The organism is Bradyrhizobium denitrificans, assembly GCF_013179005.1.
Taxonomy (GTDB): domain Bacteria; phylum Pseudomonadota; class Alphaproteobacteria; order Rhizobiales; family Xanthobacteraceae; genus Bradyrhizobium; species Bradyrhizobium denitrificans.
Window position 1 is genome coordinate 214,941 of the sequence record NZ_JABFDP010000003.1, and the last position, 26,112, is coordinate 241,052.

General features: G+C 65.8%; 29 protein-coding genes. 19 read left to right on the forward strand and 10 right to left on the reverse strand.

Going from position 1 to position 26,112, the window contains the following annotated elements:
* A complete protein-coding gene (locus tag HL671_RS04460; RefSeq protein WP_244424181.1) occupies positions 1-618 on the forward strand; it encodes a hypothetical protein in 618 nt (205 codons plus the stop codon).
* 50 nt (positions 619-668) lie between these two features.
* Here HL671_RS04460 and HL671_RS04465 read toward each other — a convergent pair whose 3' ends face one another.
* Positions 669-1,481, reverse strand: coding sequence for a DODA-type extradiol aromatic ring-opening family dioxygenase (locus tag HL671_RS04465; protein ID WP_172235717.1), 813 nt, complete (start codon positions 1,479-1,481; stop codon positions 669-671).
* Between the two features lie 257 nt (positions 1,482-1,738).
* Entirely contained in the window at positions 1,739-2,173 is a 435-nt protein-coding gene (locus tag HL671_RS04470) for a DoxX family protein (RefSeq protein ID WP_172235718.1), read from the reverse strand.
* Positions 2,174-2,276: 103 nt separating this feature from the next.
* Between HL671_RS04470 and HL671_RS04475 the strand changes: the two genes are divergently transcribed.
* From HL671_RS04475 to HL671_RS04490, 4 genes are all read left to right on the forward strand, one after another.
* Positions 2,277-3,194 carry a LysR family transcriptional regulator gene (locus tag HL671_RS04475; RefSeq protein WP_172235719.1) on the forward strand — a complete coding sequence of 306 codons (918 nt, stop codon included), beginning with the start codon at positions 2,277-2,279 and terminating at the stop codon, positions 3,192-3,194.
* Positions 3,195-3,236: 42 nt separating this feature from the next.
* Positions 3,237-4,928: a SulP family inorganic anion transporter gene (locus HL671_RS04480; RefSeq protein WP_172235720.1), complete on the forward strand. Its 1,692-nt coding sequence runs from the start codon at positions 3,237-3,239 to the stop codon at positions 4,926-4,928.
* A gap of 117 nt (positions 4,929-5,045) precedes the next feature.
* Complete coding sequence (locus tag HL671_RS04485) at positions 5,046-5,276, forward strand: hypothetical protein (RefSeq protein WP_172235721.1); 231 nt, start codon at positions 5,046-5,048, stop codon at positions 5,274-5,276.
* Between the two features lie 284 nt (positions 5,277-5,560).
* Positions 5,561-5,824, forward strand: a complete 264-nt coding sequence (locus HL671_RS04490; protein ID WP_012046007.1) for a GCG_CRPN prefix-to-repeats domain-containing protein — start codon at positions 5,561-5,563, stop codon at positions 5,822-5,824.
* Between the two features lie 175 nt (positions 5,825-5,999).
* Here HL671_RS04490 and HL671_RS04495 read toward each other — a convergent pair whose 3' ends face one another.
* Complete coding sequence (locus tag HL671_RS04495) at positions 6,000-7,421, reverse strand: FAD-binding oxidoreductase (protein ID WP_172235722.1); 1,422 nt, start codon at positions 7,419-7,421, stop codon at positions 6,000-6,002.
* A gap of 72 nt (positions 7,422-7,493) precedes the next feature.
* Between HL671_RS04495 and HL671_RS04500 the strand changes: the two genes are divergently transcribed.
* On the forward strand, positions 7,494-8,000 hold the full coding sequence (locus HL671_RS04500; protein WP_246579716.1) for a thioesterase family protein: 507 nt from the start codon (positions 7,494-7,496) through the stop codon (positions 7,998-8,000).
* Positions 8,001-8,002: 2 nt separating this feature from the next.
* On the opposite strand, the gene HL671_RS04505 is transcribed toward HL671_RS04500, so the two are convergent.
* Positions 8,003-9,502 (reverse strand): amidase, encoded by a 1,500-nt coding sequence (locus HL671_RS04505; protein ID WP_172235723.1) that lies wholly within the window; start codon positions 9,500-9,502, stop codon positions 8,003-8,005.
* A gap of 263 nt (positions 9,503-9,765) precedes the next feature.
* Here HL671_RS04505 and HL671_RS04510 point away from each other — a divergent pair, with 263 nt between their 5' ends.
* Genes HL671_RS04510 through HL671_RS04525 form a run of 4 tightly spaced genes read left to right on the forward strand, consistent with a single transcriptional unit; the run spans position 9,766 to position 12,870 of the window.
* Positions 9,766-10,599: a roadblock/LC7 domain-containing protein gene (locus tag HL671_RS04510; protein ID WP_012046011.1), complete on the forward strand. Its 834-nt coding sequence runs from the start codon at positions 9,766-9,768 to the stop codon at positions 10,597-10,599.
* A 60-nt stretch (positions 10,600-10,659) separates the two neighbouring features.
* On the forward strand, positions 10,660-11,421 hold the full coding sequence (locus HL671_RS04515; RefSeq protein WP_012046012.1) for an oxygen-binding di-iron domain-containing protein: 762 nt from the start codon (positions 10,660-10,662) through the stop codon (positions 11,419-11,421).
* 1 nt (position 11,422) lies between these two features.
* On the forward strand, positions 11,423-12,229 hold the full coding sequence (locus HL671_RS04520; protein WP_172235724.1) for an OmpA family protein: 807 nt from the start codon (positions 11,423-11,425) through the stop codon (positions 12,227-12,229).
* Entirely contained in the window at positions 12,226-12,870 is a 645-nt protein-coding gene (locus HL671_RS04525) for a hypothetical protein (RefSeq protein WP_012046014.1), read from the forward strand. Before HL671_RS04520 ends, HL671_RS04525 begins: the two co-directional genes overlap by 4 nt.
* Positions 12,871-12,953: 83 nt before the next feature.
* Here HL671_RS04525 and HL671_RS04530 read toward each other — a convergent pair whose 3' ends face one another.
* Positions 12,954-13,127, reverse strand: coding sequence for a DUF1328 domain-containing protein (locus HL671_RS04530; RefSeq protein WP_008964634.1), 174 nt, complete (start codon positions 13,125-13,127; stop codon positions 12,954-12,956).
* A 272-nt stretch (positions 13,128-13,399) separates the two neighbouring features.
* On the opposite strand from HL671_RS04530, the gene HL671_RS04535 reads away from it, so the two are divergent.
* From HL671_RS04535 to HL671_RS04545, 3 genes are all read left to right on the forward strand, one after another.
* Entirely contained in the window at positions 13,400-15,967 is a 2,568-nt protein-coding gene (locus tag HL671_RS04535) for an ATP-dependent helicase (protein WP_172235725.1), read from the forward strand.
* 118 nt (positions 15,968-16,085) lie between these two features.
* Entirely contained in the window at positions 16,086-16,502 is a 417-nt protein-coding gene (locus tag HL671_RS04540) for a hypothetical protein (RefSeq protein WP_172235726.1), read from the forward strand.
* Positions 16,502-17,170: an OmpA family protein gene (locus HL671_RS04545; protein WP_172235727.1), complete on the forward strand. Its 669-nt coding sequence runs from the start codon at positions 16,502-16,504 to the stop codon at positions 17,168-17,170. The genes HL671_RS04540 and HL671_RS04545 overlap by 1 nt, the downstream gene beginning before the upstream one ends.
* 110 nt (positions 17,171-17,280) lie before the next feature.
* Here the strand turns inward: HL671_RS04545 and HL671_RS04550 are convergent, their stop codons facing one another.
* Positions 17,281-17,433 (reverse strand): hypothetical protein, encoded by a 153-nt coding sequence (locus HL671_RS04550; RefSeq protein ID WP_168167923.1) that lies wholly within the window; start codon positions 17,431-17,433, stop codon positions 17,281-17,283.
* Here HL671_RS04550 and HL671_RS04555 point away from each other — a divergent pair.
* The 3 genes from HL671_RS04555 to HL671_RS04565 are packed head-to-tail and all read left to right on the forward strand — an operon-like array spanning position 17,423 to position 19,664.
* Positions 17,423-17,974, forward strand: coding sequence for an Mpo1 family 2-hydroxy fatty acid dioxygenase (locus HL671_RS04555; RefSeq protein ID WP_012046018.1), 552 nt, complete (start codon positions 17,423-17,425; stop codon positions 17,972-17,974). The two genes, HL671_RS04550 and HL671_RS04555, sit on opposite strands and share 11 nt — an antisense overlap.
* A complete protein-coding gene (locus HL671_RS04560; RefSeq protein ID WP_172235728.1) occupies positions 17,974-18,999 on the forward strand; it encodes an NAD-dependent epimerase/dehydratase family protein in 1,026 nt (341 codons plus the stop codon). Before HL671_RS04555 ends, HL671_RS04560 begins: the two co-directional genes overlap by 1 nt.
* Positions 19,000-19,040: 41 nt before the next feature.
* The gene (locus tag HL671_RS04565; protein WP_012046020.1) at positions 19,041-19,664 is read left to right on the forward strand and encodes a methyltransferase family protein; all 624 of its coding nucleotides are present in this window, start codon (positions 19,041-19,043) and stop codon (positions 19,662-19,664) included.
* A 31-nt stretch (positions 19,665-19,695) separates the two neighbouring features.
* On the opposite strand, the gene HL671_RS04570 is transcribed toward HL671_RS04565, so the two are convergent.
* Together HL671_RS04570 and HL671_RS04575 are read right to left on the reverse strand one after the other, a co-directional pair.
* Entirely contained in the window at positions 19,696-20,730 is a 1,035-nt protein-coding gene (locus HL671_RS04570; protein WP_172235729.1) for a LysM peptidoglycan-binding domain-containing protein, read from the reverse strand.
* A gap of 116 nt (positions 20,731-20,846) precedes the next feature.
* Positions 20,847-21,593, reverse strand: coding sequence for a hypothetical protein (locus HL671_RS04575; RefSeq protein WP_012046022.1), 747 nt, complete (start codon positions 21,591-21,593; stop codon positions 20,847-20,849).
* Between the two features lie 274 nt (positions 21,594-21,867).
* Between HL671_RS04575 and HL671_RS04580 the strand changes: the two genes are divergently transcribed.
* Both HL671_RS04580 and HL671_RS04585 read left to right on the forward strand, forming a co-directional pair.
* Positions 21,868-22,788: an ABC transporter ATP-binding protein gene (locus tag HL671_RS04580; protein WP_172235730.1), complete on the forward strand. Its 921-nt coding sequence runs from the start codon at positions 21,868-21,870 to the stop codon at positions 22,786-22,788.
* Complete coding sequence (locus tag HL671_RS04585) at positions 22,785-23,546, forward strand: ABC transporter permease (protein WP_012046024.1); 762 nt, start codon at positions 22,785-22,787, stop codon at positions 23,544-23,546. Before HL671_RS04580 ends, HL671_RS04585 begins: the two co-directional genes overlap by 4 nt.
* A 42-nt stretch (positions 23,547-23,588) precedes the next feature.
* Here HL671_RS04585 and HL671_RS04590 read toward each other — a convergent pair whose 3' ends face one another.
* Positions 23,589-23,939 carry a hypothetical protein gene (locus HL671_RS04590; RefSeq protein WP_012046025.1) on the reverse strand — a complete coding sequence of 117 codons (351 nt, stop codon included), beginning with the start codon at positions 23,937-23,939 and terminating at the stop codon, positions 23,589-23,591.
* Positions 23,940-24,222: 283 nt separating this feature from the next.
* On the opposite strand from HL671_RS04590, the gene HL671_RS04595 reads away from it, so the two are divergent.
* Entirely contained in the window at positions 24,223-25,017 is a 795-nt protein-coding gene (locus HL671_RS04595) for a L,D-transpeptidase (protein ID WP_172235731.1), read from the forward strand.
* 62 nt (positions 25,018-25,079) lie between these two features.
* Here the strand turns inward: HL671_RS04595 and HL671_RS04600 are convergent, their stop codons facing one another.
* Complete coding sequence (locus HL671_RS04600) at positions 25,080-26,105, reverse strand: ABC transporter permease (protein WP_012046027.1); 1,026 nt, start codon at positions 26,103-26,105, stop codon at positions 25,080-25,082.
* Between the last annotated feature and the right edge of the window lie 7 nt (positions 26,106-26,112).

Genomic DNA, 26,112 nt, shown 5'->3' on the forward strand with positions numbered 1-26,112 from the left:
ATGCATGAGCGGCACGCCCTTGGTAAGTTGCCCCGTAACTTGCGGCAACTGATTGCAACCCTGAGTTTCATCTTGATCTCCAGCGCGGTCGTTGCTCGCGCCGAGCAGCCTTTCATGACGGTCGAAGGAGATACAAGCAGCACTGCCTGGTGGGTGCTCGCCGAGTTTCATCCCTTCACGACCGAGGTCCGCGGGATTCCCGTCGGACAGATCCGGAAGGGCTGGTGCAAGGCAACTGAGTTTCGAAAGGAGCTTATCCCACGAGAGTTTCTGTTCGCAGGCGGCGAAGACGCAATGGAAGCAAGCCAACGGTCATTCGCGATCGAGGGCCAGTTCGACGGATCCAAGACCCGGCAAGTCGCGCTTGTCGGCGTCTACGAGGAATGCAAGGGACCGCGGGGACGCTTCGTCATGATCCTCGACCTGCCCACCGTCGGCAAACCGAGAATCCGTCTGCTCGGTGCGTTCAAGACGCCGCACCAATATAGCGCGCTTTCGCTCGACGACGACCAGACGATCACCGTATGGTCGTGCATGGACTGCGACGATTTCACAATGCTGAAATGGGATCGCAAGCGACAAAAATTCGTGTGGCGGCCCCCACCCACTTACGATTAGCCGGCACGCGGAGCTAGCGCTACAACCGCCCTATTTGCAGCGCTTCCAAATTATGCAGCGACATCAGCGCGCCGCTCCGCATGAAAGGCGTAGACGTCCATGCGCAGCACGCCGTAGTTCGCGCTGTTGTGCAGCCGCTCGACGCGGGCATTCTCGCCGGCGGCACCGAGCGCGGCGAACAGCGGCAGGAAGTGCTCGTCGGTCGGGTGATTGTCGCGAGCATGCGGCGCCAGACGGCGATAGTTGACCAGGTCGTCGATACGGCCTTCGATCGCGGCGCTGTGCACCCAGTCGGCGAAGTCGACCACCCAGGACGGCGCGGGATCGTCGATCTCGGGCCGGCGCTTGCGGAACTCGCCGAGATTATGGGTGAAGCTGCCACTGCCGATGATCAGCACGCCTTCGTCGCGAAGCGGCGCCAGCGCGCGGCCGAGCGCGAGATGATGCGCAGGCCCCTGCTCCGTCTGGATCGACAGCTGCATCACGGGAATGGCGGCTTGCGGGTACATCAGGAGCAGCGGCACCCAGGCGCCGTGGTCGAGCCCGCGGGCGCGGTCGACGCCGACGGGAAGGCCGGCGGCCTGGAGGCGCGCGGCCACGGCCAGCGCAAGATCGGGCGCACCCGGCGCGGGATAGCGCAACTCGTAGAGCTCACGCGGAAAGCCGTAGAAATCGTAGATCGTCTCATTGGCGGCAACGGCATTGACGGCCGGGATGTCGGTCTCCCAATGCGCCGAGATCACGAGGATGGCCTTCGGCCGCGGCAGGCTGTTGCCGAGGCCGGCGAGAAAGTCCCGCGCCGCCGATGCCGTCAGCGGCAGCATCGGCGAGCCGTGCGACAGGAAGATGCTGGGCAGGGTCATGTCATCGCTCCTCGTTCGATTGGTATCTTAGGTCGCGCGCCAACCACAATTGTTGTCCCAGGCAAGCCTGAGCGTCGCACCGCGATGGTCGGGCGCCGCCCCGGGACCCATACCGCGTGATGTCGCGGTTGGAACAGACGGGTCGTCTCGCCTGCCCCAAATGGGGCCCTGTGGTTGGGGCCCTGTGGTTATGGATCCCCGCTTTCGCGGGGATGACAGTGGGGATGTGGTGACGGCCAGCGGGCTTCACGTCAGCGTCAATGCGCGCTGCGCAGCTGGCCGCCGGCGAGGCTGGTGCGCAGGCCGCCGAGGGCGAAGGCGCCGTCGCCGAGCAGGGCCTGGATCACGAGCGTGACGGCCCAGAATGCCGGGTACTCCCAGCCGCCCTTCGGATTGTTGAAGAAGAACCCGGCGGAGCCATGCACAGTGAAAATGGCGCCGAGCAGGATCGGCACGGCAGCAAGCGCGACCCAGCGGGTATAGACGCCGAGGATCAGGGCAATGCCCGCCAGGATCTCGGCCGTGATCACGGCATAGGCGAGCTCTGGCGGCAGACCGATGCTGCCGAAGAACTTGGCGGTGCCGGCCGGGCTGAACACGAACAGTTTGAGGCTGGCATGGGCCAGAAACAGGCCGCCGAGCGTGATGCGGAGCAGGAGCGCAGCATAAGGCGCAGTACGGGAATCGATCATCAAAACCTCCGGTGGGGACATCCGGGGATATGGATCATTTCCCGTTAGGAGATAATCCGGTACGATGGAAATTCAGTTCACACCCCCAGAGTGAGATGGCGGATTGCTTGACCGGCTGACAGGGCTGGAAGTCCTCTCGAAGGTGGCCGGATCCGGCAGCCTGTCCGGAGCGGCACGGCTGCTCGGCATGTCTCCGACCATGGTCACCAAGCACCTCGCAGCGCTCGAAGCGCGGCTCGGCGCCAAGCTGTTTCACCGCACCACGCGGCGGCTGACCATCACCGAGGCGGGACGGCGCTATCTCGACCTCGCCGAACGCGTGCTCGGCGATTTCGAGGCGGCCGAGAGCGCGATCGCGGCCGACCGCGTCGAGCCGCGCGGACTGTTGCGGCTGAACGTCCCGCTGGCGTTCGGCACGCGTCAAATCGCGCCGCTGCTCGCCCGCTTTGCCGCGCTGTATCCCGGTGTCAGCGTCGAGCTCGGGCTGAACGACCGGCTGGTTGACCTGATCGAGGAAGGCTGGGACCTCGCGATCCGGATCGGCACGCTGAAGGACTCCAGCCTGGTGGCGCGGCGGCTCGCGCCGTGCCGGATGATGATCTGCGCCGCGCCGTCCTATCTCGAGGCGCATGGCACGCCGCGCCGGACGGCCGATCTCGCCGACCATAATTGTCTCGGTTACACCCTGGCAGCGGCGGGCCCTTCGCGCTGGCGCATGGGCGGCAAGACGGCGATCGATGTGACCGTGAGCGGCAATCTGCGCGCCAACAATGGCGATGCGCTGCTCGCCGCCGCGCTGGCTGGCCAAGGCCTGATCTACCAGCCGACCTTCATCGTCGGCGACGAGGTGCGCGCCGGACGATTGGTGCCGGTGAGGCTGGATGTTCCGCCGTCGGAGCTTTTGGCGGTTCACGCCGTCTACCTGCCGGACCGCACGCCGTCGGCCAAGGTGCGAGCCTTCATCGATTACCTCGCGGCGGCCTTCGCTCCGGAGCCACCATGGGATCGCGACCTTGCGTGAACCAACCAGCGGCTCTTGGATCGTGCTTTGGGAGATATCGATATGACCCTGTCAACGCGCAACGAAGATGGCCAGCACTGGCCCTTGCTGCGCTCGCTCGCGGGATGGCGGATCAGCTCCGTTCCCGCCGACCTCGCTGCCGGGCTGACGCTCGCCGCGATCGCGATCCCCGAGCAGATGGCGACCGCCAAACTCGGCGGCTTCACACCGGAAACCGGCTTTTTCGCTTTCATGGCCGGCTCACTGGGTTTCGCCCTGTTCGGCGCCAACCGCTTCCTGTCCTGCGGCGCCGATTCCACGATCACCCCGATCTTCGCCGCCGGCTTGGCTTTGCTCGCCGCCACCGGCACGCCGGAGTATGGCAGCCTGGCCGCGGCGCTGGCCCTGCTGGTCGGAGTTCTGCTGGTGCTCGCCGGAGGCTTCCGGCTCGGCGGCATCGCGAATCTGTTGTCGGTGCCGGTGACGGTCGGCTTTCTGGCCGGCATCGCCGTGCACATCATCGTCTCGCAATTGCCGAGCGTGCTGGGACTGCCGTCGCCGGGCGGACCGACATTGGCGCGGATCGCCGGCCTCGCGGGCGGGCTCGGCAAAACCAACATCCACACGCTCATCATCGGCTTCGGCGTGCTGGCGACGGTGATGGTGTGCGAGCGGATCAGCGCGCGCATTCCCGGCGCGCTCATCGCGCTCGTCGCCTCGACGCTGTACGTGGCCTCGGCGGGGCTCGAGGCGAAGGGCGTGCATGTGATCGGCGAGATTTCCGGGACGATTCCGATGCCCTCGATGCCGCTGATCGGGGCCGAGCAATGGGCCAAGCTGGTGCCGCTCGCCTTCCTGATCGCCGTGGTCGTCATGGTGCAGACATCGGCAACGACCCGGTCGTTCCCTTCCGCTCCCGACCATCCGGCCGATGTCGACCGCGACTTCCTCGGCGCGGGCGCCGGCAGCCTGCTCGCCGGCTTGTTCGGGGCGTTTCCGGTCAATGCGAGCCCGCCGCGCACCGGCATCGTGGTCGAGACCGGCGGACGCTCCCAGGTCGCCGGACTGCTGGCCGCTATCATCGTGCTGCTGCTCGTGCTGTTCGGGGCGCGGCTGCTGGCGCATGTGCCGGAAGCGGCCCTGGGCGGCGTGCTGCTGTTCGTCGCGCAGCGCATCATCCGCGTGGCGCAGATTGCCAGGGTGTATCGCGCGTCAAAGGGCGAGTTCCTGCTGATCATGGCGACCGCGGCCGCGATCGTGGTGCTGCCGATCGAGCAGGGTGTCGCGCTCGGCATCACGCTATCGCTGCTGCACGGCATCTGGAGCACGACCCGCGCGCATCTCATCACCTTCGAGCGCGTGCCCGATACGACGATCTGGTGGCCGGCGCATCCGCACATCAGGGGCGAACAGCTGTCCGACATCGCCGTGATCGGCTTCCAGGCGCCGCTCAGCTTCCTGAACGCCGCGACATTTCGCGCCGACCTGCAGCATCTGCTGCAGCGCCGCAGTCCGCGCCTTCTCGTGCTGGAAGCGAGCGCGATGGTCGAGATCGACTACACCGCTGCCCAAGCACTGCACGAGGTGATCGAGCAGTGCAACAAGGACGGCATCGTCTTTGCGGTGGCCCGGCTGGAATCGCTGCGCGCCCAGGAGGCGTTCGAGCGCTTCGGCCTGTACGACGTGCTGCCGCGCGACCGCGTGTTCCGCAGCGTCGACCTCGCGCTGCGAAAGCTGCGGGGGACGACCGGCTGACACCGCGTGAGGCGGGCGATACAAATCGTTACAAACGCAGCAACGAACGACATATCCGAGAAAACATCTTCGGCGAGACATCCGGCTTCATGACGCCATGAGGAAGGATCATCGTTCATGCGCAAACTGGTTCCGCTGCTATTGATAGCCGTTTCCATCACGAACGCACGGGCGCAGGACAGGGGCGCGCTGCGCCATGCCTGCGCTGACGATCTGCGCACGCTCTGCTCCGGAGTCACGCCGGGAGGCGGCCGCATCAAGCAGTGCATGATCGAGACGTTCGACAGACTGTCCGATGGCTGCAGGACGGCGCTGAAGGATGCCAAGGCGCGCCAAGCCGGCAATTGATGCCGGCAATTGATGCCGGCAATTGATGCCGCTGCGCCGATCGCCGTGCATGGACGCAAGCCGCGTTCATGTTCCCTGCAGCAAACATATTGTAGATTCGCTGATAGAACGACAGCGATGCGGCAGATGATCAGCAGAGCTGCGCGGCATGATCACCATGTCGCTCATGTGCTGTGGTAATCGGACGAGGTTTCGCGACGTCGAAAGAATTGCGAAACTAAATTGCGTCCCGCAACGTCTAAGGACTGCAAGCAAGTCGAAACCAACGAGAGGACCGCACTGCAATGCGCAATCTGTTCACCTCCGCCCTGTTCGCCGCGACCGTGATGCTCGGCGCATCGGCCGCGCACGCCTTCACGCTGCCGGCTCAGCCGGCCGCGCCGGACAGCAATGTCGAGCGCGTCGCCGGCGGCTGCGGTCCGGGTTGGTTCCCCGATCGCTGGGGCCGCTGCCGTCCCGCGCCGCGCGCCTACTACGGCTATGGCTACGGCCCGCGCACCTGCTGGGTGCGTCCGACACCGTGGGGACCGCGCCGCGTCTGCCGTTGATCCCGTCATGACAACAGCGCCGCCGCGTGTCGAACGCGGCGGCGCTGTTGTTTGGCAATCTTACTTCGTTTGGTGGTCCCCACACGAAGCGGTTGGCTCAGAGCTGTCGCCGCATCGGCGATGCGCTCCCTCTCCCCGTCGTTCAACGGGAAGAGGTCCAGAACCGCCAACGAGGTCAGTTCGCCGGAATGATCTTGCCGGGATTGAAGATGTTCTGCGGATCGAGCGCCTTCTTCACCGCCCGCATCGCATCGAGGGCTTCCTCGCCGAGTTCGGATTTGAGGTATTTCTGCTTGCCCTGGCCGATGCCATGCTCGCCGGTGCAGGTGCCGCCCATCGCCTGGGCGCGCTCGACCAGCCGATGCATGAACTCCTCGCCGCGCGCCATCTCGCCGGCGTCGTCGACATCGCACATCAGCGAGCAGTGGAAATTGCCATCGCCGACATGGCCGACGATCGGCGAGGTCAGATTGAGACGCGCGAGATCCTCCTCGGTCTCGCCGACACAATCGGCCAGCCGCGAGATCGGCACGCAGACATCGGTCGCAACCACGCCGGCGCCCGGCCGGATGGCCTTCACGGACCAGTAGGCGTCGTGGCGCGCCTGCCACAGCTTGGTGCGATCCTCGGGCTTCGTGGTCCAGCTGAACTCACCGCCACCGCATTCGGCGGCGATCTCCGCAAAATTCTTCGACTGTTCGGCGACCTCGGCCTCGCTGCCATGGAACTCCAAGAGCAGCAGCGGCGTCTCCGGCAGGGTCAGCTTCGAATAGGCGTTGCAGGCCTTGACCTGCGCGGCATTGAGCAGTTCGATGCGCGCCACCGGGATGCCGGTCTGGATCGCCAGGATGGTCGCCTGACAAGCCCCGCGCACCGTTTCAAACGAGCATGCGGCCGCAGCGATGGTCTCGGGAATGCCGCGCAGCCGGATCGTCATCTCGCAGATGATGCCGAGCGTGCCCTCGGCGCCGATGAACAGATGCGTCAGATCGTAGCCGGCCGCCGATTTCTTGGCGCGGGTGCCGGTCTTGATGATTTCGCCGTCAGCCCGCACGACCTTCAGCGCCAGCACGTTCTCGCGGATGGTGCCGTAGCGCACGGCGTTGGTGCCGGAGGCCCGGGTCGAGGCCATGCCGCCGAGCGAAGCGTCGGCGCCGGGATCGATCGGAAAGAACAGGCCCTGGTCGCGGAGATATTCGTTGAGCGTCTTGCGGGTGATGCCGGGCTGGATCACGCAGTCGAGATCCTCGGCATGCACCTCGAGCACCTTGTTCATGTCGCGCAGGTCGATGCAGATGCCGCCGGCCGGCGCGTTGACCTGGCCCTCGAGCGAGGTGCCGGTGCCGAACGGAATGATCGGCACGCCACGGGCAGCGCAGATGCGGACGACGTCCTGGATGTCGGCGGTCTCCTGCGCCAGCACCACGCCATCCGGCGGCTGCGTCGGCAGCCAGGTCGTGGTATGGCCATGCTGCTCGCGCACGGCCTGCGAGGTGATCAGCCTGTTGCCGAAGCGCGCCGCGAGCGCGTCGAGCGCGCTTTTCAGCGCCTCCGGCGCCGGCCGCTTCAGGTCGTGATGGGGAAGAGTCGTCGCCACAATGTCCTCCGCGAGTTGGGCGGACCGTGGCAAAGGACGCAACAGGGGTCAAGGGAGCAAACGGAAGAGCCGATGAGCGATAATGCAATGCCCACACCGGCCGGCGGCGGCCCGTTCCTGTCGCAGATCATGCAGATCGAGCCGCAATGGATCGACTACAACGGCCACCTCAACATGGCCTATTACAACGTGATGTTCGACCGCGCGATCGATCAGATGTGGGCCGAGCTCGGCATCGGGCCGGCCTACATGAAGGACCGCCAAGGCTCGACCTTCACCGCCGAATGCCATGTGCGGTATCTGCGCGAGATCCATCTCGGCGATCCCGTCCGGATCGCCGTCTGGCTGATCGCCGCCGACGAAAAGCGGCTGCACACGTTCGAAGAGCTGCGCCACGCCGACGAAGGCTGGATCTCCGCGACCTCCGAGAACATGTCGGTGCATATCGACATGACCAGGCGCAAGGTCGCGCCCTTCCCGGCCGATATCCAGGACAATATCGGACGCGTGCTGCAGGCGCATGCTGCGCTGCCGCGGCCCGAGGGCCTTGGCCGCGCCATCGGCATGCCGAAGAAATAAGCTCAGCCCGAACGCACCCAGTCCGGCAGGCGGTCGAACCAAGGCTGCGCCTGCTCGAGCTGACGAGCGAGCTGCAGCAGCCGGACTTCATCGCCCAGCCGACCCGTGAACTGGACGCCGAGCGGCAGGCCCTCGGCGGTCCAATGCAGCGGCACGCTCATCGCCGGCGTGCCGGTCAGATTGGCGAGTTGGGTGAACGGCACATATTGCAGGCTGTCGCGGGCGATCTTGTCGATCATGCCGTCGAGCCAGCCTAAGCGCGTCAGCAATCCGAGCAGGCCGACGCGATCGAGCATGTCGAGCACTATCTGCTCGGCCGCCGTCGGATCGCCCTGGCCGTGGCGCACCGGCGGATGCGCCAAAGTCGGCGTCAGCAGCATGTCGTAGCGCGCATGGAAACGCGCCAGCGCGCGGGCGAAGCCGTTCCATTTCAATAGCTGCATCGTCAACGCGCCGGCGGAGACCGCCCCGCCGAGCGTCGCCAGCACCCGTGTCAGCAGCTCGAACTCCGCGCGCCCGGCGCCTTTGGCGCGCGCCTCCGCCACCAGCGCCGCCACCTGGCCGAAATAGATGTGCAGGAACGAGGTCGCGAGCGCGCCGCCGTCGATGGCGGGCGTCGCCTCCTCGACCTCATGGCCGAGGCCCTGCAGCAGTTTGACGGCATTCTCGGTCGCAAGCTTCGCCTCGGCATGAACTGCCATGCCGATCGGTGAGGCCGTCGTGACACCGATGCGCAGGCGCGGCGGATCACGCGTCACGGCGTTCGCGAACACCACGCCAGGCTCGGCCACGAGAAACGGATCGCCAGGCTCGGGCCCGGTGATGACGTCGAGCGCCAGCGCCGTGTCGCGCACACTGCGCGAGATCACGCCTTCGCTGGAGGCGCCGTACCAATATTCGCCGAAGCCCGGCCCGGAGGACACCCGGCCGCGCGACGGCTTCAGTCCAAACAGGCCACAGCAGGCGGCGGGAATGCGAATGGAGCCGCCGCCGTCATTGCCGGCGGCCATCGGCACCACGCCGGAGGCGACGGCCGCTGCCGCGCCGCCGCTCGAACCGCCGGACACATGCGCCGCATTCCAGGGATTGTTGACGCGGCCGAAGGCGCGCGAGTCGGACACGCCCTTCAGCGCCAGCTCCGGAAGATTCGTCTTGCCGAAGATCACAAGGCCGGCCTCGATATAGCGCCGCACGACATGCGCATGCTCAGCGGCGACGACACCGGACAGCGCCTTGCTGCCACAGGCCGTCGGCAGGCCGGCATAGTCCTGCGCGCAGTCCTTGATCAGAAACGGCACGCCGGCAAAGGGGCCGGCTGCGAGCCTGGTCAGCTGCGTGCGCGCCTCGCGCTCCATCAGCTTGCAGATCGCGTTGGTCTTCGGCTGCGCCCGCTCGCTCTGCTGCAGGGCGAGCTGCAGCAGCTCGGCCGCCGTGGTCTCACCTGTCCTGACCGCGTCAGCCAGCGCCGTTGCGTCGCGCTGCACATAATCATGGACGCTCACATTGCCCTCCCCGCATGGCAATCAGCCGACCGTCATCGTAGCAGATTCCGGCCGGAATGGCGGCGCAGCGGCGAGAAAAAACGGCGACAATACGGCCGAACGACGACCATTGCGGCAGAGTCGCGCCCGCAATCAGCCGGCGCGACGGCGATATTAAGTAATAGCATCACACGTTAGTTAATTTGATTCAGATCATTCGTGGCGCTCCCGATGACGACTTACGCTGACGCATCGTTGTGTGGCGTTGAGTTGACGAGACTGCAATGGGACGCTTGGCAAGCCTGCTGAAGACATCACAAGCCTCGGACGCGACCTCGCCGATTGGCCGCGTCACCACAGCCGACTACTTCATCCTGCTGTCGCGCGCGATGGAGAACCTTCCCGATTCAAATGCCGAGCGCCGCGCCGAAGTCTATCAGTCGGCCCGCCACGCTTTGCTCACTCAGCTCGAGGCGATGAATCCGCCCGTTTCGCGATCACGCATCAAGGCCGAGCAGCGCGCGCTCGACGACGCGGTCGAGACGATCGAGACGCGCGCGCTGAGCGCTCCGCTCGACGATCCGGAGCCGCCGGTGACGCTGGCTCCCGGCCACTTCCCTCGTTTCTTTGCTGCAAATTCCGACGTTCCCACCGTTTCCGCTTCAACAACTCACGATGACGACCAGGACCCCGCCATGGCTCAGAGTCAATTTCATTCCAAGTTTTCGGCACGCGCCGTCGAGGAGAAGCCGATGTCACGTCTCGATGAAATCAACCGGGTGCTGCGCAAGCTGCAGAGCGACTCCTTCGGGGTCGAGGCCTGCGCTCTGATCTCGGAGGACGGGCTGATGATCGCAAGCGTGCTCGCCGCCGACATGGAGGAGACGCGGGTCGCCGGCATGACCGCGACGCTGCTGTCGCTCGGTGGCCGCGCGGCGATGGAGCTCGGCCGCAGCCATCTGCAGGAGGTCATCATCCGCGGCGAGTCCGGCTACGCGGTGCTGGTCAGCGCCGGCCGCGGCGCGCTGCTGCTCGCGCTGACCAACGAGAACAGCAAGCTCGGGCTGACCTTCTTCGACATGCGCGAGGCGGTCCGCTCGCTGCAGAAAGTCCTTTAGCGCAATCGTCGTCAAAACAGCCGGCGCGGGCAATGGCGCGGCGCCGGAGGGAGTAGTTTCATGGCCAATACCGTCCTCTATGATGACGGCGTTCACAAGAACATCCTGCTGGAGGATTTCAACGCCGGCGACCTCGCCGTGCAGGCGAACCAGCATCTGATCATCCATGACCGCGTCGGCATGCTGCTCGACCCCGGCGGGCACAAGGTCTATTCCAAGGTGCTGGGCGAGACCTTCAGCGAGCTCTCGGGCGGGCGGCTGAAATATCTGTTCCTGTCGCATCAGGACCCCGACATCGTGGCGGCGATCAATGGCTGGCTGATGACCACCGATGCCGATGCCTACATCTCCGAGCTGTGGACCCGCTTCGTGCCGCATTTCGGCTTCGATCACATCGTCGCCCACCGGCTGAAGCCGATCCCCGACGAGGGCATGGTGTTCGATCTCGCCGGCAGCAAGCTCTACGCCCTGCCCGCGCATTTCCTGCATAGCGAAGGCAATTTCCAGCTCTACGATCCGATTTCGAAGATCCTCTACAGCGGCGATCTCGGCGCCTCGATCGGCGTCGACTATACGGTCACCCGCGACTTCAAGGCGCATATCCGCTTCATGGAGGGTTTTCACCGCCGCTACATGGTATCGAACCGGGTGATGAAGGCGTGGGCGCAGATGGTGCGGCCGCTCGACATCGAGATCATCGCCCCGCAGCACGGCGCGCTGTTTCCGGATGCGGGGATGTCGCGCCAGTTCATCGAGTGGTGCGCCGGGCTCGAATGCGGCATCGACCTGATCACGCCGAAGTTCAAGGTGCCCGCGGCCTGACATGCTGGCTCCGTCTCCCAATTTCGGTTCGTCACCGCTGCCGCACGGCATGCCATCGTCCTCGGCTGCAGCGCGTTTCGAGCCCTGTACCGTCGCCGGCGAGGAGGCTCCGGTCTGGCTCGCAGCCGCGTTTGCCGTCGCCGGCGTGCTCATCGCCATCATGTCGGCCGCGCTGTGGCAGCAGAGCCTGGCACGCACGCCCGAGGTCGCCGCCTCAGCCCCGCCGGCGGTGACGCAGGCGCCTGCGCCTGCGCCGGCGGAGCGGACGCCCGAGCCGCTGCTGAAGCCGCCGGAGACGCCGTCGCCGGAGCCGTTGCAGACCCCTGTGACGATCGCAGCCCCAGCCGCTGCGCCGGAGCCTGTCATCAGCGTGCCCAGTCCGACACCCGTCGCCGCCCTGCCCGAACCGGCGACCGCCGCCCGCAAGGCCGCCACCGAATGTTTCGCGCCGCTGTCGATCGCCTTCGAGCGCGGCAGCACGCGGCCCAATCCGGCCGACGTGAAACGGTCGCTGCCGATCCTGCAAAGCGCGTTGGCGCGCCATGGCGACGCGGCGGTCCTGGTCGAGGGGCATACAGACGCCAGCGGCAGCGAGGATCTCAACGTGCTCCTGAGCTATTCGCGCGCCAAGGCCGTCGCGGAGCTATTGAAGCGCGATGGCATCGCGGCGCATCGCATCACGGTGCGCGCCGCGGGGGCCGGCGAGGCGCGCGGCACGGCCGAGGCGGTGGCCGGCGACCGCAAGGCAATCCTGCGGCTCGCCGGCGTCGACGATTGCGATCAACTCACGGCAGCGAAGCGACCATGACGATCTATGCCATTCTCAGCGGCCTCGGCGCCGCCATTCTTCTGCTCACCGGCGGTTATCTGTTCGGCGCGCGCCAGGGCGCGCAGGCGCGCGATCTGCTGCGCCGGCAGGTGCAATTGCAGGCGGCCAGTCTCGACCAGCTGCAGGAGCGGAGCAATCAGGAGGCGGCCGAGCGGGAGACCAGCCTGCGCAGCGCCATCCAGGACGTGCTGGCGCCGCTGGTCGAGCGCGAGCGCATCTCGCTGGATCTGGCGCAGCTCGCAACCCGCCCGGGCCGCCGTCGCGAGCTGGTGCCGCTGCTCGACCGGATCGCCGAGGTCGGCCGTTTCCAGACCGTGCTGCTGACCAATGAAGAAGGCCTGCCGCTCGCGGCCAATACCACCGCCCGTCATACCGAGCGGCTGGCCGCGGCCGCAACACGGCTCTCGCTGGTCGCCGAGAAGGTCAGCGGTGAGCACGCCGTCGCGCCGCTCTCGGTGATGCTGCGCGATGCAACGGAGGCCACGACGCTGTGCCGGATCTTCCGCGTCCAGGACCAGACGCTGACCCTGACCGCGCTGTCCAACGATCCGCGGCTCGCCTCCGTGGCGCTCGATCCGGCTCTCGCCAAGGTCCAGGTCGCGCTCACTGCGCCGGCGTGACGGAGCAGCAAAGCGCAAAGGGCGCAGCACCTCTTGCGAGGCGCTACGCCCTTCGCCGACCTCATTGTCAGGGATGAGGCCGACTACACGCGGGTGCGGCCGCGGGCGAGGCCCACGACGGCCGACACCAGAAACAGCACGATAGCGATGAAGAAGATGATCTTGGCGATCTCGATGGAGGCACCGGCGACGCCGCCGAAGCCGAGGATGCCGGCGATCAATGCGATAACCAGGAAGGTAACGACCCAGCCTAACATGACACGACCTCTGTCTCTCGATTGCGGTTCAAAGCGACGCGAGCCTGCGCCGTTGCCGGGACAATCGAGACCGGGAACATTGGTTCCAGGGCGCTGCACGGCTAAAAATTCGCGAATCGGCGGAACAATCGGCCCTCCCGCTGCCCCGAATTAGGGCTGTAAAACGCGGCGATCGGCCCCATATAGCCGTCAATCCCTGCTATGAGGGCTCCTCCTGCAGACCCGTTGATGCCGTCGTATGATGCCGGCAACGGGATGAGACTGATTCGCCGATGACCGAGCCCAACCGCGTGAGCCCCTTTCCTGCGCCTGACCACCAGCCCGTCGCCGGCGGTATCGCCGCGCGTGCGCGTGCCGCCGCGTCGGGGGGCGCACGCTATCTCGCGGGCCTCAATACGGAGCAGCGCGACGCGGTCGAGACGCTGGATGGCCCTGTCCTGGTGCTGGCCGGGGCAGGCACCGGCAAGACCCGCGTGCTCACCACCCGCATCGCGCATATTCTGAGCCAGGGCCGGGCGCGCCCCGGCGAGATCCTGTCGGTGACCTTCACCAACAAGGCGGCGCGTGAGATGAAGACACGTCTCGCCGAGATGCTCGGACAGGCGGTCGAAGGCATGCCTTGGCTCGGCACCTTCCACTCGATCGCCGGGCGCATCCTGCGCAGCCATGCCGAGCTGGTGCAGCTGAAATCCAACTTCACCGTGCTCGACGTCGATGACCAGATCCGCCTCCTCAAGCAGCTGCTGCAGGCCGAAAATATCGACGACAAAAGGTGGCCGGCGCGCATGCTGGCCGGCCTGATCGATGGCTGGAAAAACCGCGGCCTGATGCCGTCGCAGGTGCCGCCCGGCGAAGCCGCCGTGTTCGGCAACGGCAAAGGCGGCAAGCTCTATGCGAGCTATCAGGAGCGGCTGAAGATCCTCAACGCCGCCGATTTCGGCGACCTGCTGCTCGAAAACATCCGGCTGTTCCGCGAGCACCCCGATGTGCTCAGGCAGTATCAGAGCCGCTTCAAGTTCATCCTGGTCGATGAGTATCAGGACACCAATGTTGCGCAGTACCTCTGGCTGCGGCTCCTGTCGCAGGCGCCGTCCTCCGGTTCGTCATTGCCGGGCTCGCCCCGACCATCCATTGCTTCTTCAGAGGATGGATCACCGGCTCTCGACGCTGCGCGTCGGCCCGGCGATGACGACAAGAGCGTTGCGGTCGCTGGCCCCGCCCCCAAGAACATCTGCTGCGTCGGCGACGACGACCAGTCGATCTATGGCTGGCGCGGCGCCGAGGTCGACAACATCCTGCGCTTCGAGCACGACTTTCCCGGCGCCAAGGTGATCCGGCTGGAGCGCAATTATCGCTCGACGGCGCATATTCTCGCCGCGGCCTCGCATCTGATCACGCACAATGAAGGACGCCTCGGCAAGACCCTGCGCACCGAGGATGTCGAGGGCGAGAAGGTCACGGTCACCGGCGCCTGGGATTCGGAGGAAGAAGCGCGCGGCATCGGCGAGGAGATCGAGGAGCTGCAGCGCAAGGGCGAACCGCTCAACGACATCGCGATCCTGGTGCGCGCCTCGTATCAGATGCGCGAGTTCGAGGACCGCTTCGTCACGCTCGGCCTGCCCTATCGCGTCATCGGCGGCCCGCGCTTCTATGAGCGCGCCGAGATCCGCGACGCGTTGGCCTATCTGCGCGTCATCAATTCGCCGGCCGACGATCTCGCCTTCGAGCGCATCATCAACGTGCCGAAGCGCGGGCTCGGCGATGCCACCGTGCAGATGCTGCACGACCACGCCCGCAAGCGCCGCATCCCGCTGTTCGAAGCGGCGCGCGCGGTGGTCGAGACCGACGAGCTGAAGCCGAAGGCGCGCGGGTCGCTGCGCGGGCTGATCCTGCAGTTCGAGCGCTGGCGCACCCAGCGCGAGGTGACGCCGCACACCGAGCTCGCCGAGATCGTGCTCGACGAGAGCGGCTATACCGAGATGTGGCAGAAGGACCGCTCGGCCGACGCCGCTGGGCGGCTCGACAATTTGAAAGAGCTCATCCGTTCGATGGAGGAGTTCGAGAACCTGCATGGCTTCCTCGAGCACATCTCGCTGGTGATGGACCGCGAGGGCGCGGCCGACGAGGACGCGGTCTCGTTGATGACCTTGCACTCGGCCAAGGGATTGGAGTTCGACAACGTGTTCCTGCCGGGCTGGGAGGAAGGCCTCTTCCCGAGCCAACGCACGCTCGACGAACAGGGCCGCGCCGGGCTCGAAGAGGAGCGTCGCCTCGCCCATGTCGGCCTGACGCGCGCGCGGCGACGCGCCAAGATCTATTTCGCCACCAACCGCCGCATTCACGGCACCTGGACCACGACCATCCCGTCGCGCTTCCTGGATGAACTGCCGGCCGACAGCGTCGAGATCACGGAATCCAAGGGCGGTTCCGGCTGGGGCGGCGCCGGCGGCTACGGTCCGTCGCGGTTCGACAATGTCGAATCGTTCGGGTCGAGCTATTCCACGCCGGGCTGGCAGCGCGCGCAGGCGCGGCGCCCCGCGTCACGAGGCGCTTCGGAGGGCGGCTTCCAGGAGGAGCCATCGCCGTTCGCGGGGCGCGATCCGTTCGGCGGCAGCTTCGGCGGTCCATTCGGCCGCAACAAGCGCGGGCCCCTGACGATCGAGGGCGAGCTGGTCGCGAAGTCCACCGGAACGACCTCCGAATTCGCGCTCGGCGACCGCGTGTTTCACCAGAAGTTCGGCTATGGCAAAGTGGTCAGGATCGATGGCAACAAGCTGACCATCGCCTTCGACAAGGCCGGCGAGAAGAAGGTCGTCGACAGCTTCGTCGAGCGGGCGTGACCCGATCGCCACGGTCGACCGGGCATCGGTCCGCAGCATCGGACAACAGCAACCGAACCTCACACTTCGCCTTGGTTAGGCCTTGACCATGGCAGCGCGCGTCGTATGAGATGCAGCCATGGTCCGGGGATACGTCCTGTTCATCATTGCGGTTGTGTTGGGCTCGCCGTCATTTGCGACGGCGCAGACGGTCAGCTTTGGCGAGTCGGCCGGCCTGATCGCATCGAGCTGCGGCGCCGACATCACCGCGAATTGCCGCGGCGTCAATCTCGATTCAAACCGGCTCAAGGAGTGCCTGTCGCGCAACCAGGACGTGGTGTCAGCGCAATGCAAGGCCACCTATTTCAAGGCGTTCGAGGCGATCCAGAAGCGCATTGCCGCGCGGGTCACCGTGGCCAATGCTTGTCAGCGCGAGATCGTCAAGCTGTGCAGCGGCTCCACCAAGGAGACCAGCAAGTCGATCCCCTGCCTGATCACCGCCAGCGGCGTCAGTGCGCGCTGTCAGCAGGCGATCAGCGACGCGGGGTATCGCTGATGCGCGGAGCGAGATCGTTGATCGGCGGGTTGCTGGCCGTCGTCGTGATCACGGCGATGGCACCGGCGCGGTCGCAGGAGGTGACGCGCGACGACATCGTGCGCCAGCTCGCCCGCTTCGAGGCGGCGCCCACGCTCGATCTGCCCGCGCTCAAGCAGCAGACCCAGGAACGATCCAAGCTGCGCGGCCGCAACGAGCCGCCGCCGCAGAAGCGCCCGCCGATCGCGCCCGAGCTGATGAACCTGCCGGCCCTCAATGTCGACATCCAGTTCGACCAGGACACGCCGATCGTGCGCCCGGACTCCTATCAGACCGTCGGACGAATCGCCGACGCGATGGTGCATTCCGAGCTGCTGCCCTACACCTTCCTGATCATCGGCCATGTCGAGGCCAATGGCAGGCGTGAGGCCAATGTCATCCTGAGCCAGCGCCGCGCCGATGCGATCCGCGACATCCTGGCGAATACGTTCAAGATCTCCGTCAAGCGGCTGCAATCGATCGGGCTCGGCGAGGAGCAACTGCTCGATCCGTCCAAGCCAACGGCCTCGGTCAACCAGCAGATCCAGATCATCACGGTGGCCAAGGTCGCCGAAGAGGCGGCCGCTCCGTCTCCAGCCGCGGCCCCGGCCGCATCCAGCAAGCAGGCGCCGCGCAAGCATCGCAATTGATGCAGCCGAGACCTGCGCGGCGACGATGAACCCCGCGCGCTCCTGCCACGACTTCCTCTCAGGGTACCGCGTCAAATCATCCGCGTCCCGGGCGCGAATGGAACCCGTTCTCAGATGCCTGCGTTCGAGCCGCGGCGCGGGTGCGCCAGGATGTTGATTGCCGGTTTGTCGATGGTGCCGCTTGATGGTATAGCCCGGTCTTTGCGGCCGTCGATTGAGCGGTGGTCGGTCTCATTGACGAGCGAGTGAGCCATGAACGCCATGTTCCGACGTCAGATGGTCGACTATGTCGAATACCATCGCGATCCGCGTAACGGGTTGATGCATGTCTTGGGGATTGTCCTGCTGTTCCTGGGCGCGGTGCTGCCCCTGAGCTTGTGGCATTTCGACGCGTTCGGAATCCGCATCAGCCTGGGAGCGGTGCTGGCCCTGCCCGTTCTGCTGTATTGGCTGCTTCTCGATGCCGCACTCGGCGCCGGCATTCTCGCTTTTGCCGTCTTGTTCCTTTCTGTGGCCATGATGATTGCCGATCACGTCCATGGACCGGCCCTGTGGGCCCTGTTTGCCGCGCTGGTGATCCTTGGCCTCGTGTCGCAAGCCGTGGGCCACCGGCTGTTCGAGCGCAACAATCCATCGTTGCTGGATCACCCGGCGCATCTCTTTCTCGGACCGATGTTCGTGATGGCGAAACTGTACATGGCGCTGGGATTCCGGCCTTCGGTGGCCGACCTCGTCGCGCCCAGCTGGTCGTCGGATCGGCTCGGCTCGGACCCTCTTCAAGGCGATCAGCACTCGCGTCCGTAATGAAAGTCCTCGTCACCGGCGGCAGCGGTTTTATCGGACACCACCTTGTCTCTGCGCTGGCAGCGCGGGGCACCAAGGTCCGTGTGCTCGACATCCGCTGCCCGACCCACATGATCGACGAGGTGGAGTATATTGAGGGCTCGGTGCTCGATGCCGGCCTGGTGCGCAACGCCGTCGCCGGCGTCGACCAAGTCTACCATCTGGCCGGGCTGCCGGGCATGTGGATGCCGGACCGCGAGGATTTCTACCGCGTCAACTGCGTCGGCACAGAAAACGTTCTGGCAGCAGCGCGCGCCAGCCGTATCCGCCGGTTCCTGCACTGCTCGACCGAATCGATTCTTTTCGACTATCCGGGTTCGATGGGGGCTGCGGCGGCTGAGACGGCACCGCCGGCCGAGGCCATGCCAGGGGCCTATACCCGCTCCAAGGCGCTTGCCGAGGCGCGGGCCATGGCCGCCGCCGCCGAGGGCTTCCCGGTGGTGGTGGGCACGCCGACGATGCCGATCGGACCGCACGACAGCAACCTGACGCCCCCCTCGGCGATGCTGCGCCATTTCCTAGACAGCCGGGTTCAGCTCTACCTCGATTTCATCGTCAACCTGGTCGATGTGCGGGACGTTGCCGCTGGCCTGATCCTCGCCATGGAGCGCGGCAAGGTTGGCGGCCGCTATGTGTTCGGTGGCGAGAGCCTGCGGCTCAGCCGGATTCTCGAACTGATGGCTGCGATCAGCGGCCGCAAGCACGTCGCCATCTCGGTCCCGGGCCGGCTGGCCGAGCTGTCCGCCGGCCTGCTCGAATTCGTCTCCGATCACCTCACCAAGCAGACTCCCTCCGGCACCGCCGAAGGCGTGCGGATCGCGCGGTCGGCCTCCGACCTGTCGATCGACCGGGCCAAGCGCGAGCTCGGCTACGCGCCCCGCCCGATCGAGCCCACTTTGCGCGAGACGATCGCCTTTTTGCTCGATTCCGAGCCGGGCAAGCGGCTCGACGAGAAACAACACCCTTTTCGCACGGCGGCCGAATAGCTAAGAGCGGCCGGTCCCACGTCACATAGCGGTTTCCAAACATGCCCGGCGATGCCAGCCCCATTTCGTCGTTTGCCTTCAGCGGCTGGACCACCACCTGGCCCACCTCGCTTCTGGCCATCATCTGGCTGATCTGGCTCGCCAGCTGGGTCGGCGCCTCGTTCTGGTCCGGGCAGACCCGCAAACATGTCACGGTGATCAAGACCAGCCGCTATCATGCGCTGATCGTGCTCGGCGGCATCCTGTTCACGCCCTGGACGTCACGGATCCTCGGCGAGACGCCGTTCTGGAACCCCGGCGAGACCGGGGTCTATGTGCTGACCGTGGTGACGCTCGCCGGCATCGCCTTCACCTGGTGGGCCCGCATCCATCTCGGCCGGTTCTGGTCGAACGCGATCACCCACAAGGAAGGTCACAAGGTGATCGACACCGGCCCCTATGGCCTGGTCCGCCACCCGATCTATACGGGCCTGATCCTCGGGATGATCGCGACCGGCATCGCCGTGGGCACTGTCAGCGCGGTGCTCGGCGCCATCCTGATCTCGCTCGGCATGGCCTGGAAGGCCAAGATGGAAGAGGTCTTCCTCGCCCAGGAGCTCGGACCGGATTACGTCGCCTACCGCCAGCGCGTGCCGATGATCATCCCCTTCTTGCCGCCGGGTTGATCTGGCGGCCCAACGCCGGACTTCTCGCGGCTCAGCGCCGGACTGGCGCTTCCGGGGATACTGCCGCCGCCGGCTGGTTCGCCGCTTGCGGGAGCAGGTGCCTTGGCAGGATGATGCGCTGGCCGGGGATCAGAGGCGTGGTGGCGATCCCGCGATTAGACTGCTGCAGCGCCCATAACGGAACCCGGTAATTGGCGGCGATCTGATCGACGGTCTCGCCCGGACGGATCGGCAGCGCGACGCCACTGTCCCACAATTCCACCGATGTCTTCGGCGGCACCAAATAGCGCAGCGGCACCGGATCGGAGTCGGCGGTCGCCGAGGTCTGCGACAGCTGGCTGATCATCGTGACCAGTTGGGCATGCACATCCTCCATCTTGTCGATGTTGATATGCGTGACCTCGTCATGGTCCTTCATGTCGAAGCTGGCGTAATGGCCGCGGAAGCCGGGCTCCGGCTTGACGTCGCCGCCGCCCAGGATGTTGTCCGACAGGAACAGGTTGATGAAGCGCTGCACGTTGAGCGGCACGCTCTTGGTGGCATGCGCCGGATCGACGGTGACGACCAGGCTGACCGGGATGTTCTGCTCCTGCAGCGTGATCGCGATGCGGACGCTGCACAGCCCGCCCATCGAATGGCCGATCAGGACGATCGGCGCCTGATCCTCACGGTAATTCTTCGCCACCTGCAGCGCGATCAGGTCGCACAAGGTGAACTCGTAGACGCTGGCCCAGAATCCGGCCTTCTCGATCTTTTCGGCGAGGCGGTCCATGCCGGTCGAGAACAGCGGGCCGAGCGCGCCGCGGAACAGGTAGACCCGCGGCGGCGGCAGCTGCTGGACCGGCTGGGGCGGCAGCTCAGCCCCGGGGCGGATGGCGGCTTGGGTCGGCGACGTCGTCGCCTTGGCGGTTTTGCTGGGCGCGGTGGCCGAAGCGGCACCGGCGATCGCGGCCTGCGGCATCGCGGCAACCGCGAAAAACAGGACCAGCAGCGCGGGCCAACATCGCCCGGCTGCAGTTTCGGCGGCGTCGAGCCAGCCCCTCGTGATTCGCGCCACGCCGGTCATTCGCGCTCCCGGGAAAGCTCAAAGCTGAGATCAAGCAGGGTCATGCCCCCCTGCCATACCGCTTGTCGTCGCCGAATGGGAGCATTTTGGGGCGCATGACGGCGCCCCGCCGAGGATCAACGGTAGCCGTTGGCGCTGGCGGCGCGCTGCGGGCCAGCCATCCGATTCGGCGGCGGGGCCGGACGGCCCTTGCCGCCGAACACCACGGAATCGATCGCGCCCAGCACCTTCTGCTGCATGATCCGGTTCTTCTCGATCGTGATGTGACCGACGCCGGGAACCGACTGCACGTCCACATTCTCGAGCTTGCCGTGGAAACCGTCGTCGCGGCGGACCGGCTCGCCGGCACCGCTCGCAATGTAGAAATTGATGTAGCGCTCGGCATTGCCGCCAACGAGCTTGGTCTTGAACACCGAGTCCAGGCCGATCGCGAGCTTCACAGGCACGCCGAGCTGGCCGAGCTTGTTGATCATGTCCGGCAGCGCCGTCGCGCCGGAGGAATGGCCGACCAGGATGATGGTCTTGATGCGGCCGGCCCGATAGGCCGCCGCCGCCTCATCGGCCAGCGAGGACCACGACACGAAATTGGCGACCGTGTTCGGAATGCCCTGCGCGTCAAGCTTGGCTGCGATATCGTCGAGACCGAGCGAGAAGATGTTCAGCACGCCGCGCAGCAGATAGACATGCGTCGTGCTCGCGGCCGGCGCGGCGACCGGGCTCGGGGCCGCATGCACGGAACCGGCGCCGAGCGGCAGCGCCAACGCGACCGCCAATGCGACCATGCCGAACCAGCGCCCTGGGAGGCTGCGCGACGGGATGCTGCGCGGCGAGGTCGATCGAATGGTGCTGGAACGTGGCGTCATCGGTCCTTCTCCAAGGCGGAAACATCGAGACGGCGCGACCGTACCCGACACGCTCGCAGACGCAACATCGTCCCACATCGCCGCCGGCGTTCGTCGCCCCGACGTGGCCGCACGGCAACACTTGCCTTTCACGGTCACAGAAAAGCCCCGCAAGCGACACGATCGCGACGACGGCCGCGATTGCGCGACCACGTCGCCGTTCCTATCTGAACGCTTCGCCCGCCGTCGCGGATACCCGACCGCGCAATTTCCGAATCACATCGAAATCCGTCGAATGGCTCCCGTCATATCCGTTTCCGGCCTGTCGAAGACCTATGCGTCGGGCTTCACCTCGCTGAACAATATCCATCTTGAGATCGCGCGCGGCGAGATCTTCGCGCTGCTCGGCCCGAATGGCGCCGGCAAGACCACCCTGATCAGCATCATCTGCGGCATCGTCAATGCGTCGTCCGGCCAGGTCGCCGTCGGCGGTCACGACATCAACGCCGACTATCGCGCCGCGCGGGCCTTGATCGGGCTGGTGCCGCAGGAGCTGCACACCGATTCGTTCGAAAGCGTCTGGGCGACGGTGAGCTTCAGCCGCGGCCTGTTCGGCAAGCCGAAGAACCCGGCCTTGATCGAGAAGATTCTCAAGGATCTTTCGCTGTGGGACAAGAAGGATGCCAAGATCATCACGCTGTCCGGCGGGATGAAGCGGCGCGTGATGATCGCGAAGGCGCTGTCGCACGAGCCGCAGGTGCTGTTCCTGGACGAGCCGACCGCAGGCGTCGACGTCGAGCTGCGCAAAGGCATGTGGGACGTCGTGCGTGAGCTGAAGGCCGCCGGCGTCACGATCATCCTGACCACGCATTACATCGAGGAAGCCGAGGAGATGGCCGACCGGGTCGGCGTCATCAACAAGGGCGAGATCGTGCTGGTCGAGGACAAGGCCAAGCTGATGCAGAAGCTCGGCCGCAAGCGGCTGAGCCTGCATCTGCAGCAGCGCATCGATGCCATTCCGGAGGCGCTCGCGCCCTATCGTCTGACCCTGTCGGAGGACGGCTGGCGGCTCGCTTATGACTACGACACCAAGGGCGACCGCACCGGCATCACCAGCCTGCTCGGCGATCTCAGGGCCGCCGGCATCCGCTTCGTCGACCTCGAAACCAAGCAATCGTCCCTGGAGGACATCTTCGTGAGCCTGGTGCGGCAATGAACCTGCGGGCAGTCGGCGCAATCTACAAATTCGAGATGGCGCGCACCTGGCGCACGATCCTGCAGAGCATCGTGTCGCCGGTCGTATCCACCTCGCTGTATTTCGTGGTGTTCGGCGCCGCGATCGGCTCGCGGATCAGCGAGGTCCAGGGCGTCAGCTACGGCACCTTCATCGTTCCGGGCCTGGTGATGCTGTCGGTGCTGACCCAGAGCATCGCCAACGCCTCGTTCGGGATCTACTTCCCGAAATTCATCGGCACGATCTACGAAATCCTGTCGGCGCCGATCTCGCATTTCGAGATCGTGCTCGGCTATGTCGGCGCAGCCGCCACCAAATCGATCGTTCTCGGGCTGATCATCCTCGCCACGGCCGGGTTGTTCGTGCCGCTGCACATCCAGCATCCGGTCTGGATGCTGACCTTCCTGGTGCTGACCGCCATCACCTTCAGCCTGTTCGGCTTCATCATCGGCATCTGGGCCGATGGCTTCGAGAAGCTGCAGATGATCCCGATGCTGGTGGTGACGCCGCTGACCTTCCTGGGCGGCAGCTTCTATTCGGTCAACATGCTGCCGCCGACCTGGCACACGATCGCGCTGCTCAATCCGGTGGTCTACCTGATCTCCGGTTTTCGCTGGAGCTTCTACGAGATTGCCGATGTCAGGGTGGAAATCAGCGTCGCCATGACGCTGGGCTTCCTCGTGATCTGCATGTCGATCATCTGGTGGATCTTCAAGACCGGTTACCGGCTCAAGCATTGAGCCGGAGCCGCTCTCGGCAGATCAGCTCAGCGGCAGATCAGGTCAGCGATAGCAGTGGAAGCGGCCGTAGCCGTCGCGATAGCCGCGGCAATGGTAATGCCGGTGGTAATAGGAGCGATGCGGGATGCCCAGCGCGCCCTCGACGGCGCCGACCGCCCCGCCGACACCGGCGCCGACTGCGCCGCCCACGACCCCGCCAACCGGGCCGCCGATCCGATTGCCCTCATGGGCGCCCTCCCGGGCGCCGCGGACGATGCCCTGGGCATGGGCAGATTGTGGCAGCGCGAACCAAGCCAGCGCCAGCACGATCAAGGCGAGCGCGGCCAGCAGATAAGTCAGCCGCTGCGGCGCGCGGTCGTCGAGGACCGCGGTCCTGGCCTTCATCGTGAGCATTTTCAGTCCCGGTATCTGCATCAGGGATATGTGGAACGCAGATGCGGCCAAAAGGTTGCGGCGCCCGCACGAATTCGGCCGATTTAGAGCTTTCCTAAACAACGACACAATCGCGCAATTGTCACCATCGCGCCCGGCCGGTCGACTTGCCTGCGCGGCCTCCGCAATTAAGGTTGAACCGGGCACCGGCTGGAACAAATGCGTGTCTTGCGACATAGTGCAGGCTGCCGGCTGGGGAGCTGCGGCGCGAATGACAGTCTACGGCCTGGAGGCCAGAGGTTCGATGCGTACCACTCTTTTTGCGATTGCCGGCTTCGCTTTTCTGTCGGCCACGCCGGCACTGGCCAAGATCGATATTACCGTCGACAAGAACAACCAGATCATGACGGTCGCGGTTGACGGCGTGGAGCGCTATCGCTGGCCGGTCTCGACCGGCATTCCCTCGCGCGAGACGCCGAACGGCACATTCCGGGCCTTCCGCATGGAAGCGGACCATTTTTCCAAGGAGTTCGACGACGCGCCGATGCCGCATTCGATTTTCTTCACGAAGGTCGGTCATGCCGTTCACGGCACCGATTCCGAAGGTCGGCTCGGCACGCCCGCGTCCCATGGCTGTGTGCGCCTGTCCAAGGCGAACGCCACCACGCTGTATGATCTCGTGCAGAAGGACGGCGTGCTCAACACCACGGTGACGCTGACCGGATCGGCCGAGGTGGCGCTGGCGCGCAATCCGCGTCGCGGCACCGCCGTGGCCCGCCGCGAGGCGCCGCAGCAATATGACGACAATGGCGAGCCCGTGGTGCTGACGCCGCAGCCGCAACTGCTGCCGGGACGGCCGATCGCTCCACAGCAGCGCCCGGACGACGGCTACATCTATCCGGCCGACGGCAGCGACAATGGCGTTCGCTATCCGGCCCCGCGCGGCACCAGCCGTCGCGTCTACGACGCGCAGGCATATCCGTCGCAGCAGGACCCGTCGTATTATTACGACAACAGCAATCCGAGCTACGCGCAGCCGCGCTATTACCAGCCGCGATCCTATTATCAGCCGCGCAGCTACTACACCTATCAGGACTGACGCCTGATGATCCGCATTGTCCGGCGCAGCTGAGCTCGCCGGAACATGCGATTGACCGTCCTTCATTCCGCGCCAACGCGCTCCAGCGGCGCCGGGCTCCGCTTGGCGCCGACCTGCCCCCGGGCCGTCGCGCTGCGTTGCCGGCGCTGAACGAAATACTGGTCGGCCAGCACGCCGATCAGGATCACCGTCCCCATCACGGCGAAGTTCAGCGAGCTCGGAATCCCCAGAAGGTTGACCAGGTTCTGCAGCACCTGCAGCAGGATCGTCCCGAGCACCACGCCGATGATCGAGCCCTCGCCGCCGCGCAGCGAGCAGCCACCGAGCACGGCGGCCGCGATGGCGTAGAGCTCGTAGAACGAGCCGTGCACGGCCGGCGAGATCGAGCGGGTGTACATTGCGATCAGGACGGCGGCCAGCGCGGTCAGACCGCCGCAGATCACATAGGCCGAGATCACGACCCGGTCGGACCGGATGCCGGAATAGCGCGCGGCCTCCTCGTTCTTGCCGACCGCGTAGAAATAGCGGCCATAGACCGAGCGGTGCAGCACCAGCCAGGCGATGCCGGCCACGATCGCCAGCGCGACGACGCTGTGCGGCAACGGAAAGCCGAGCACATTGGTCCGTCCGGCGGTGAGCCATTCCAATGTCGGGAAGCTTGCACCATAGCCGAAGCCGGCGGTCGAATCCTCGGTGTAATAGCGCGCGGCGCCGCGATAGATCAGCAGCCCGCACAGCGTCACCACGAAGGGCTGAATGCGCATCTTGGTGGTGAGGGTGCCGTGCATGATCCCGATCGCGATGCCGCCCGCGATGATCAGGGCGAAGGCCACCATCCAGTTCACATCGCGGTTCACGATCAGGTCGATGAACAGCACGCCGAGCAGCGCGATCACCGACCCCACGGCCAGCTCGATGCCGCCGACGATGATCACGAAAGCCTCCGCGATCGAGAAGATGCCGAACATCCCGACCTGGTTGGCGGTGTTGGAAAGGTTGCCGACCAGGAGAAAGCGCGGATTGATGACCGCCACGACCGTGCCGACCACCAGGATCAGGATGAGCAGGCTGAGATCTTTCTTGTGCACGGGCGCC

Excerpts from the sequence above, each read along its gene's own strand:
- HL671_RS04555 (WP_012046018.1), top strand. The coding sequence starts at position 17,423 with ATGAACGCCATGTTCCGACGTCAGATGGTCGACTATGTCGAATACCAT.
- HL671_RS04545 (WP_172235727.1), top strand. The coding sequence starts at position 16,502 with ATGCGCGGAGCGAGATCGTTGATCGGCGGGTTGCTGGCCGTCGTCGTG.
- HL671_RS04525 (WP_012046014.1), top strand. The coding sequence starts at position 12,226 with ATGACGATCTATGCCATTCTCAGCGGCCTCGGCGCCGCCATTCTTCTG.
- HL671_RS04560 (WP_172235728.1), top strand. The coding sequence starts at position 17,974 with ATGAAAGTCCTCGTCACCGGCGGCAGCGGTTTTATCGGACACCACCTT.
- HL671_RS04565 (WP_012046020.1), top strand. The coding sequence starts at position 19,041 with ATGCCCGGCGATGCCAGCCCCATTTCGTCGTTTGCCTTCAGCGGCTGG.
- HL671_RS04590 (WP_012046025.1), bottom strand. The coding sequence starts at position 23,939 with ATGCTCACGATGAAGGCCAGGACCGCGGTCCTCGACGACCGCGCGCCG.
- HL671_RS04470 (WP_172235718.1), bottom strand. The coding sequence starts at position 2,173 with ATGATCGATTCCCGTACTGCGCCTTATGCTGCGCTCCTGCTCCGCATC.
- HL671_RS04500 (WP_246579716.1), top strand. The coding sequence starts at position 7,494 with ATGAGCGATAATGCAATGCCCACACCGGCCGGCGGCGGCCCGTTCCTG.
- HL671_RS04465 (WP_172235717.1), bottom strand. The coding sequence starts at position 1,481 with ATGACCCTGCCCAGCATCTTCCTGTCGCACGGCTCGCCGATGCTGCCG.
- HL671_RS04550 (WP_168167923.1), bottom strand. The coding sequence starts at position 17,433 with ATGGCGTTCATGGCTCACTCGCTCGTCAATGAGACCGACCACCGCTCA.
- HL671_RS04595 (WP_172235731.1), top strand. The coding sequence starts at position 24,223 with ATGCGTACCACTCTTTTTGCGATTGCCGGCTTCGCTTTTCTGTCGGCC.
- HL671_RS04510 (WP_012046011.1), top strand. The coding sequence starts at position 9,766 with ATGGGACGCTTGGCAAGCCTGCTGAAGACATCACAAGCCTCGGACGCG.
- HL671_RS04515 (WP_012046012.1), top strand. The coding sequence starts at position 10,660 with ATGGCCAATACCGTCCTCTATGATGACGGCGTTCACAAGAACATCCTG.
- HL671_RS04490 (WP_012046007.1), top strand. The coding sequence starts at position 5,561 with ATGCGCAATCTGTTCACCTCCGCCCTGTTCGCCGCGACCGTGATGCTC.
- HL671_RS04460 (WP_244424181.1), top strand. The coding sequence starts at position 1 with ATGCATGAGCGGCACGCCCTTGGTAAGTTGCCCCGTAACTTGCGGCAA.
- HL671_RS04540 (WP_172235726.1), top strand. The coding sequence starts at position 16,086 with ATGGTCCGGGGATACGTCCTGTTCATCATTGCGGTTGTGTTGGGCTCG.
- HL671_RS04575 (WP_012046022.1), bottom strand. The coding sequence starts at position 21,593 with ATGACGCCACGTTCCAGCACCATTCGATCGACCTCGCCGCGCAGCATC.
- HL671_RS04485 (WP_172235721.1), top strand. The coding sequence starts at position 5,046 with ATGCGCAAACTGGTTCCGCTGCTATTGATAGCCGTTTCCATCACGAAC.
- HL671_RS04480 (WP_172235720.1), top strand. The coding sequence starts at position 3,237 with ATGACCCTGTCAACGCGCAACGAAGATGGCCAGCACTGGCCCTTGCTG.
- HL671_RS04530 (WP_008964634.1), bottom strand. The coding sequence starts at position 13,127 with ATGTTAGGCTGGGTCGTTACCTTCCTGGTTATCGCATTGATCGCCGGC.
- HL671_RS04580 (WP_172235730.1), top strand. The coding sequence starts at position 21,868 with ATGGCTCCCGTCATATCCGTTTCCGGCCTGTCGAAGACCTATGCGTCG.
- HL671_RS04535 (WP_172235725.1), top strand. The coding sequence starts at position 13,400 with ATGACCGAGCCCAACCGCGTGAGCCCCTTTCCTGCGCCTGACCACCAG.
- HL671_RS04520 (WP_172235724.1), top strand. The coding sequence starts at position 11,423 with ATGCTGGCTCCGTCTCCCAATTTCGGTTCGTCACCGCTGCCGCACGGC.
- HL671_RS04570 (WP_172235729.1), bottom strand. The coding sequence starts at position 20,730 with ATGACCGGCGTGGCGCGAATCACGAGGGGCTGGCTCGACGCCGCCGAA.
- HL671_RS04585 (WP_012046024.1), top strand. The coding sequence starts at position 22,785 with ATGAACCTGCGGGCAGTCGGCGCAATCTACAAATTCGAGATGGCGCGC.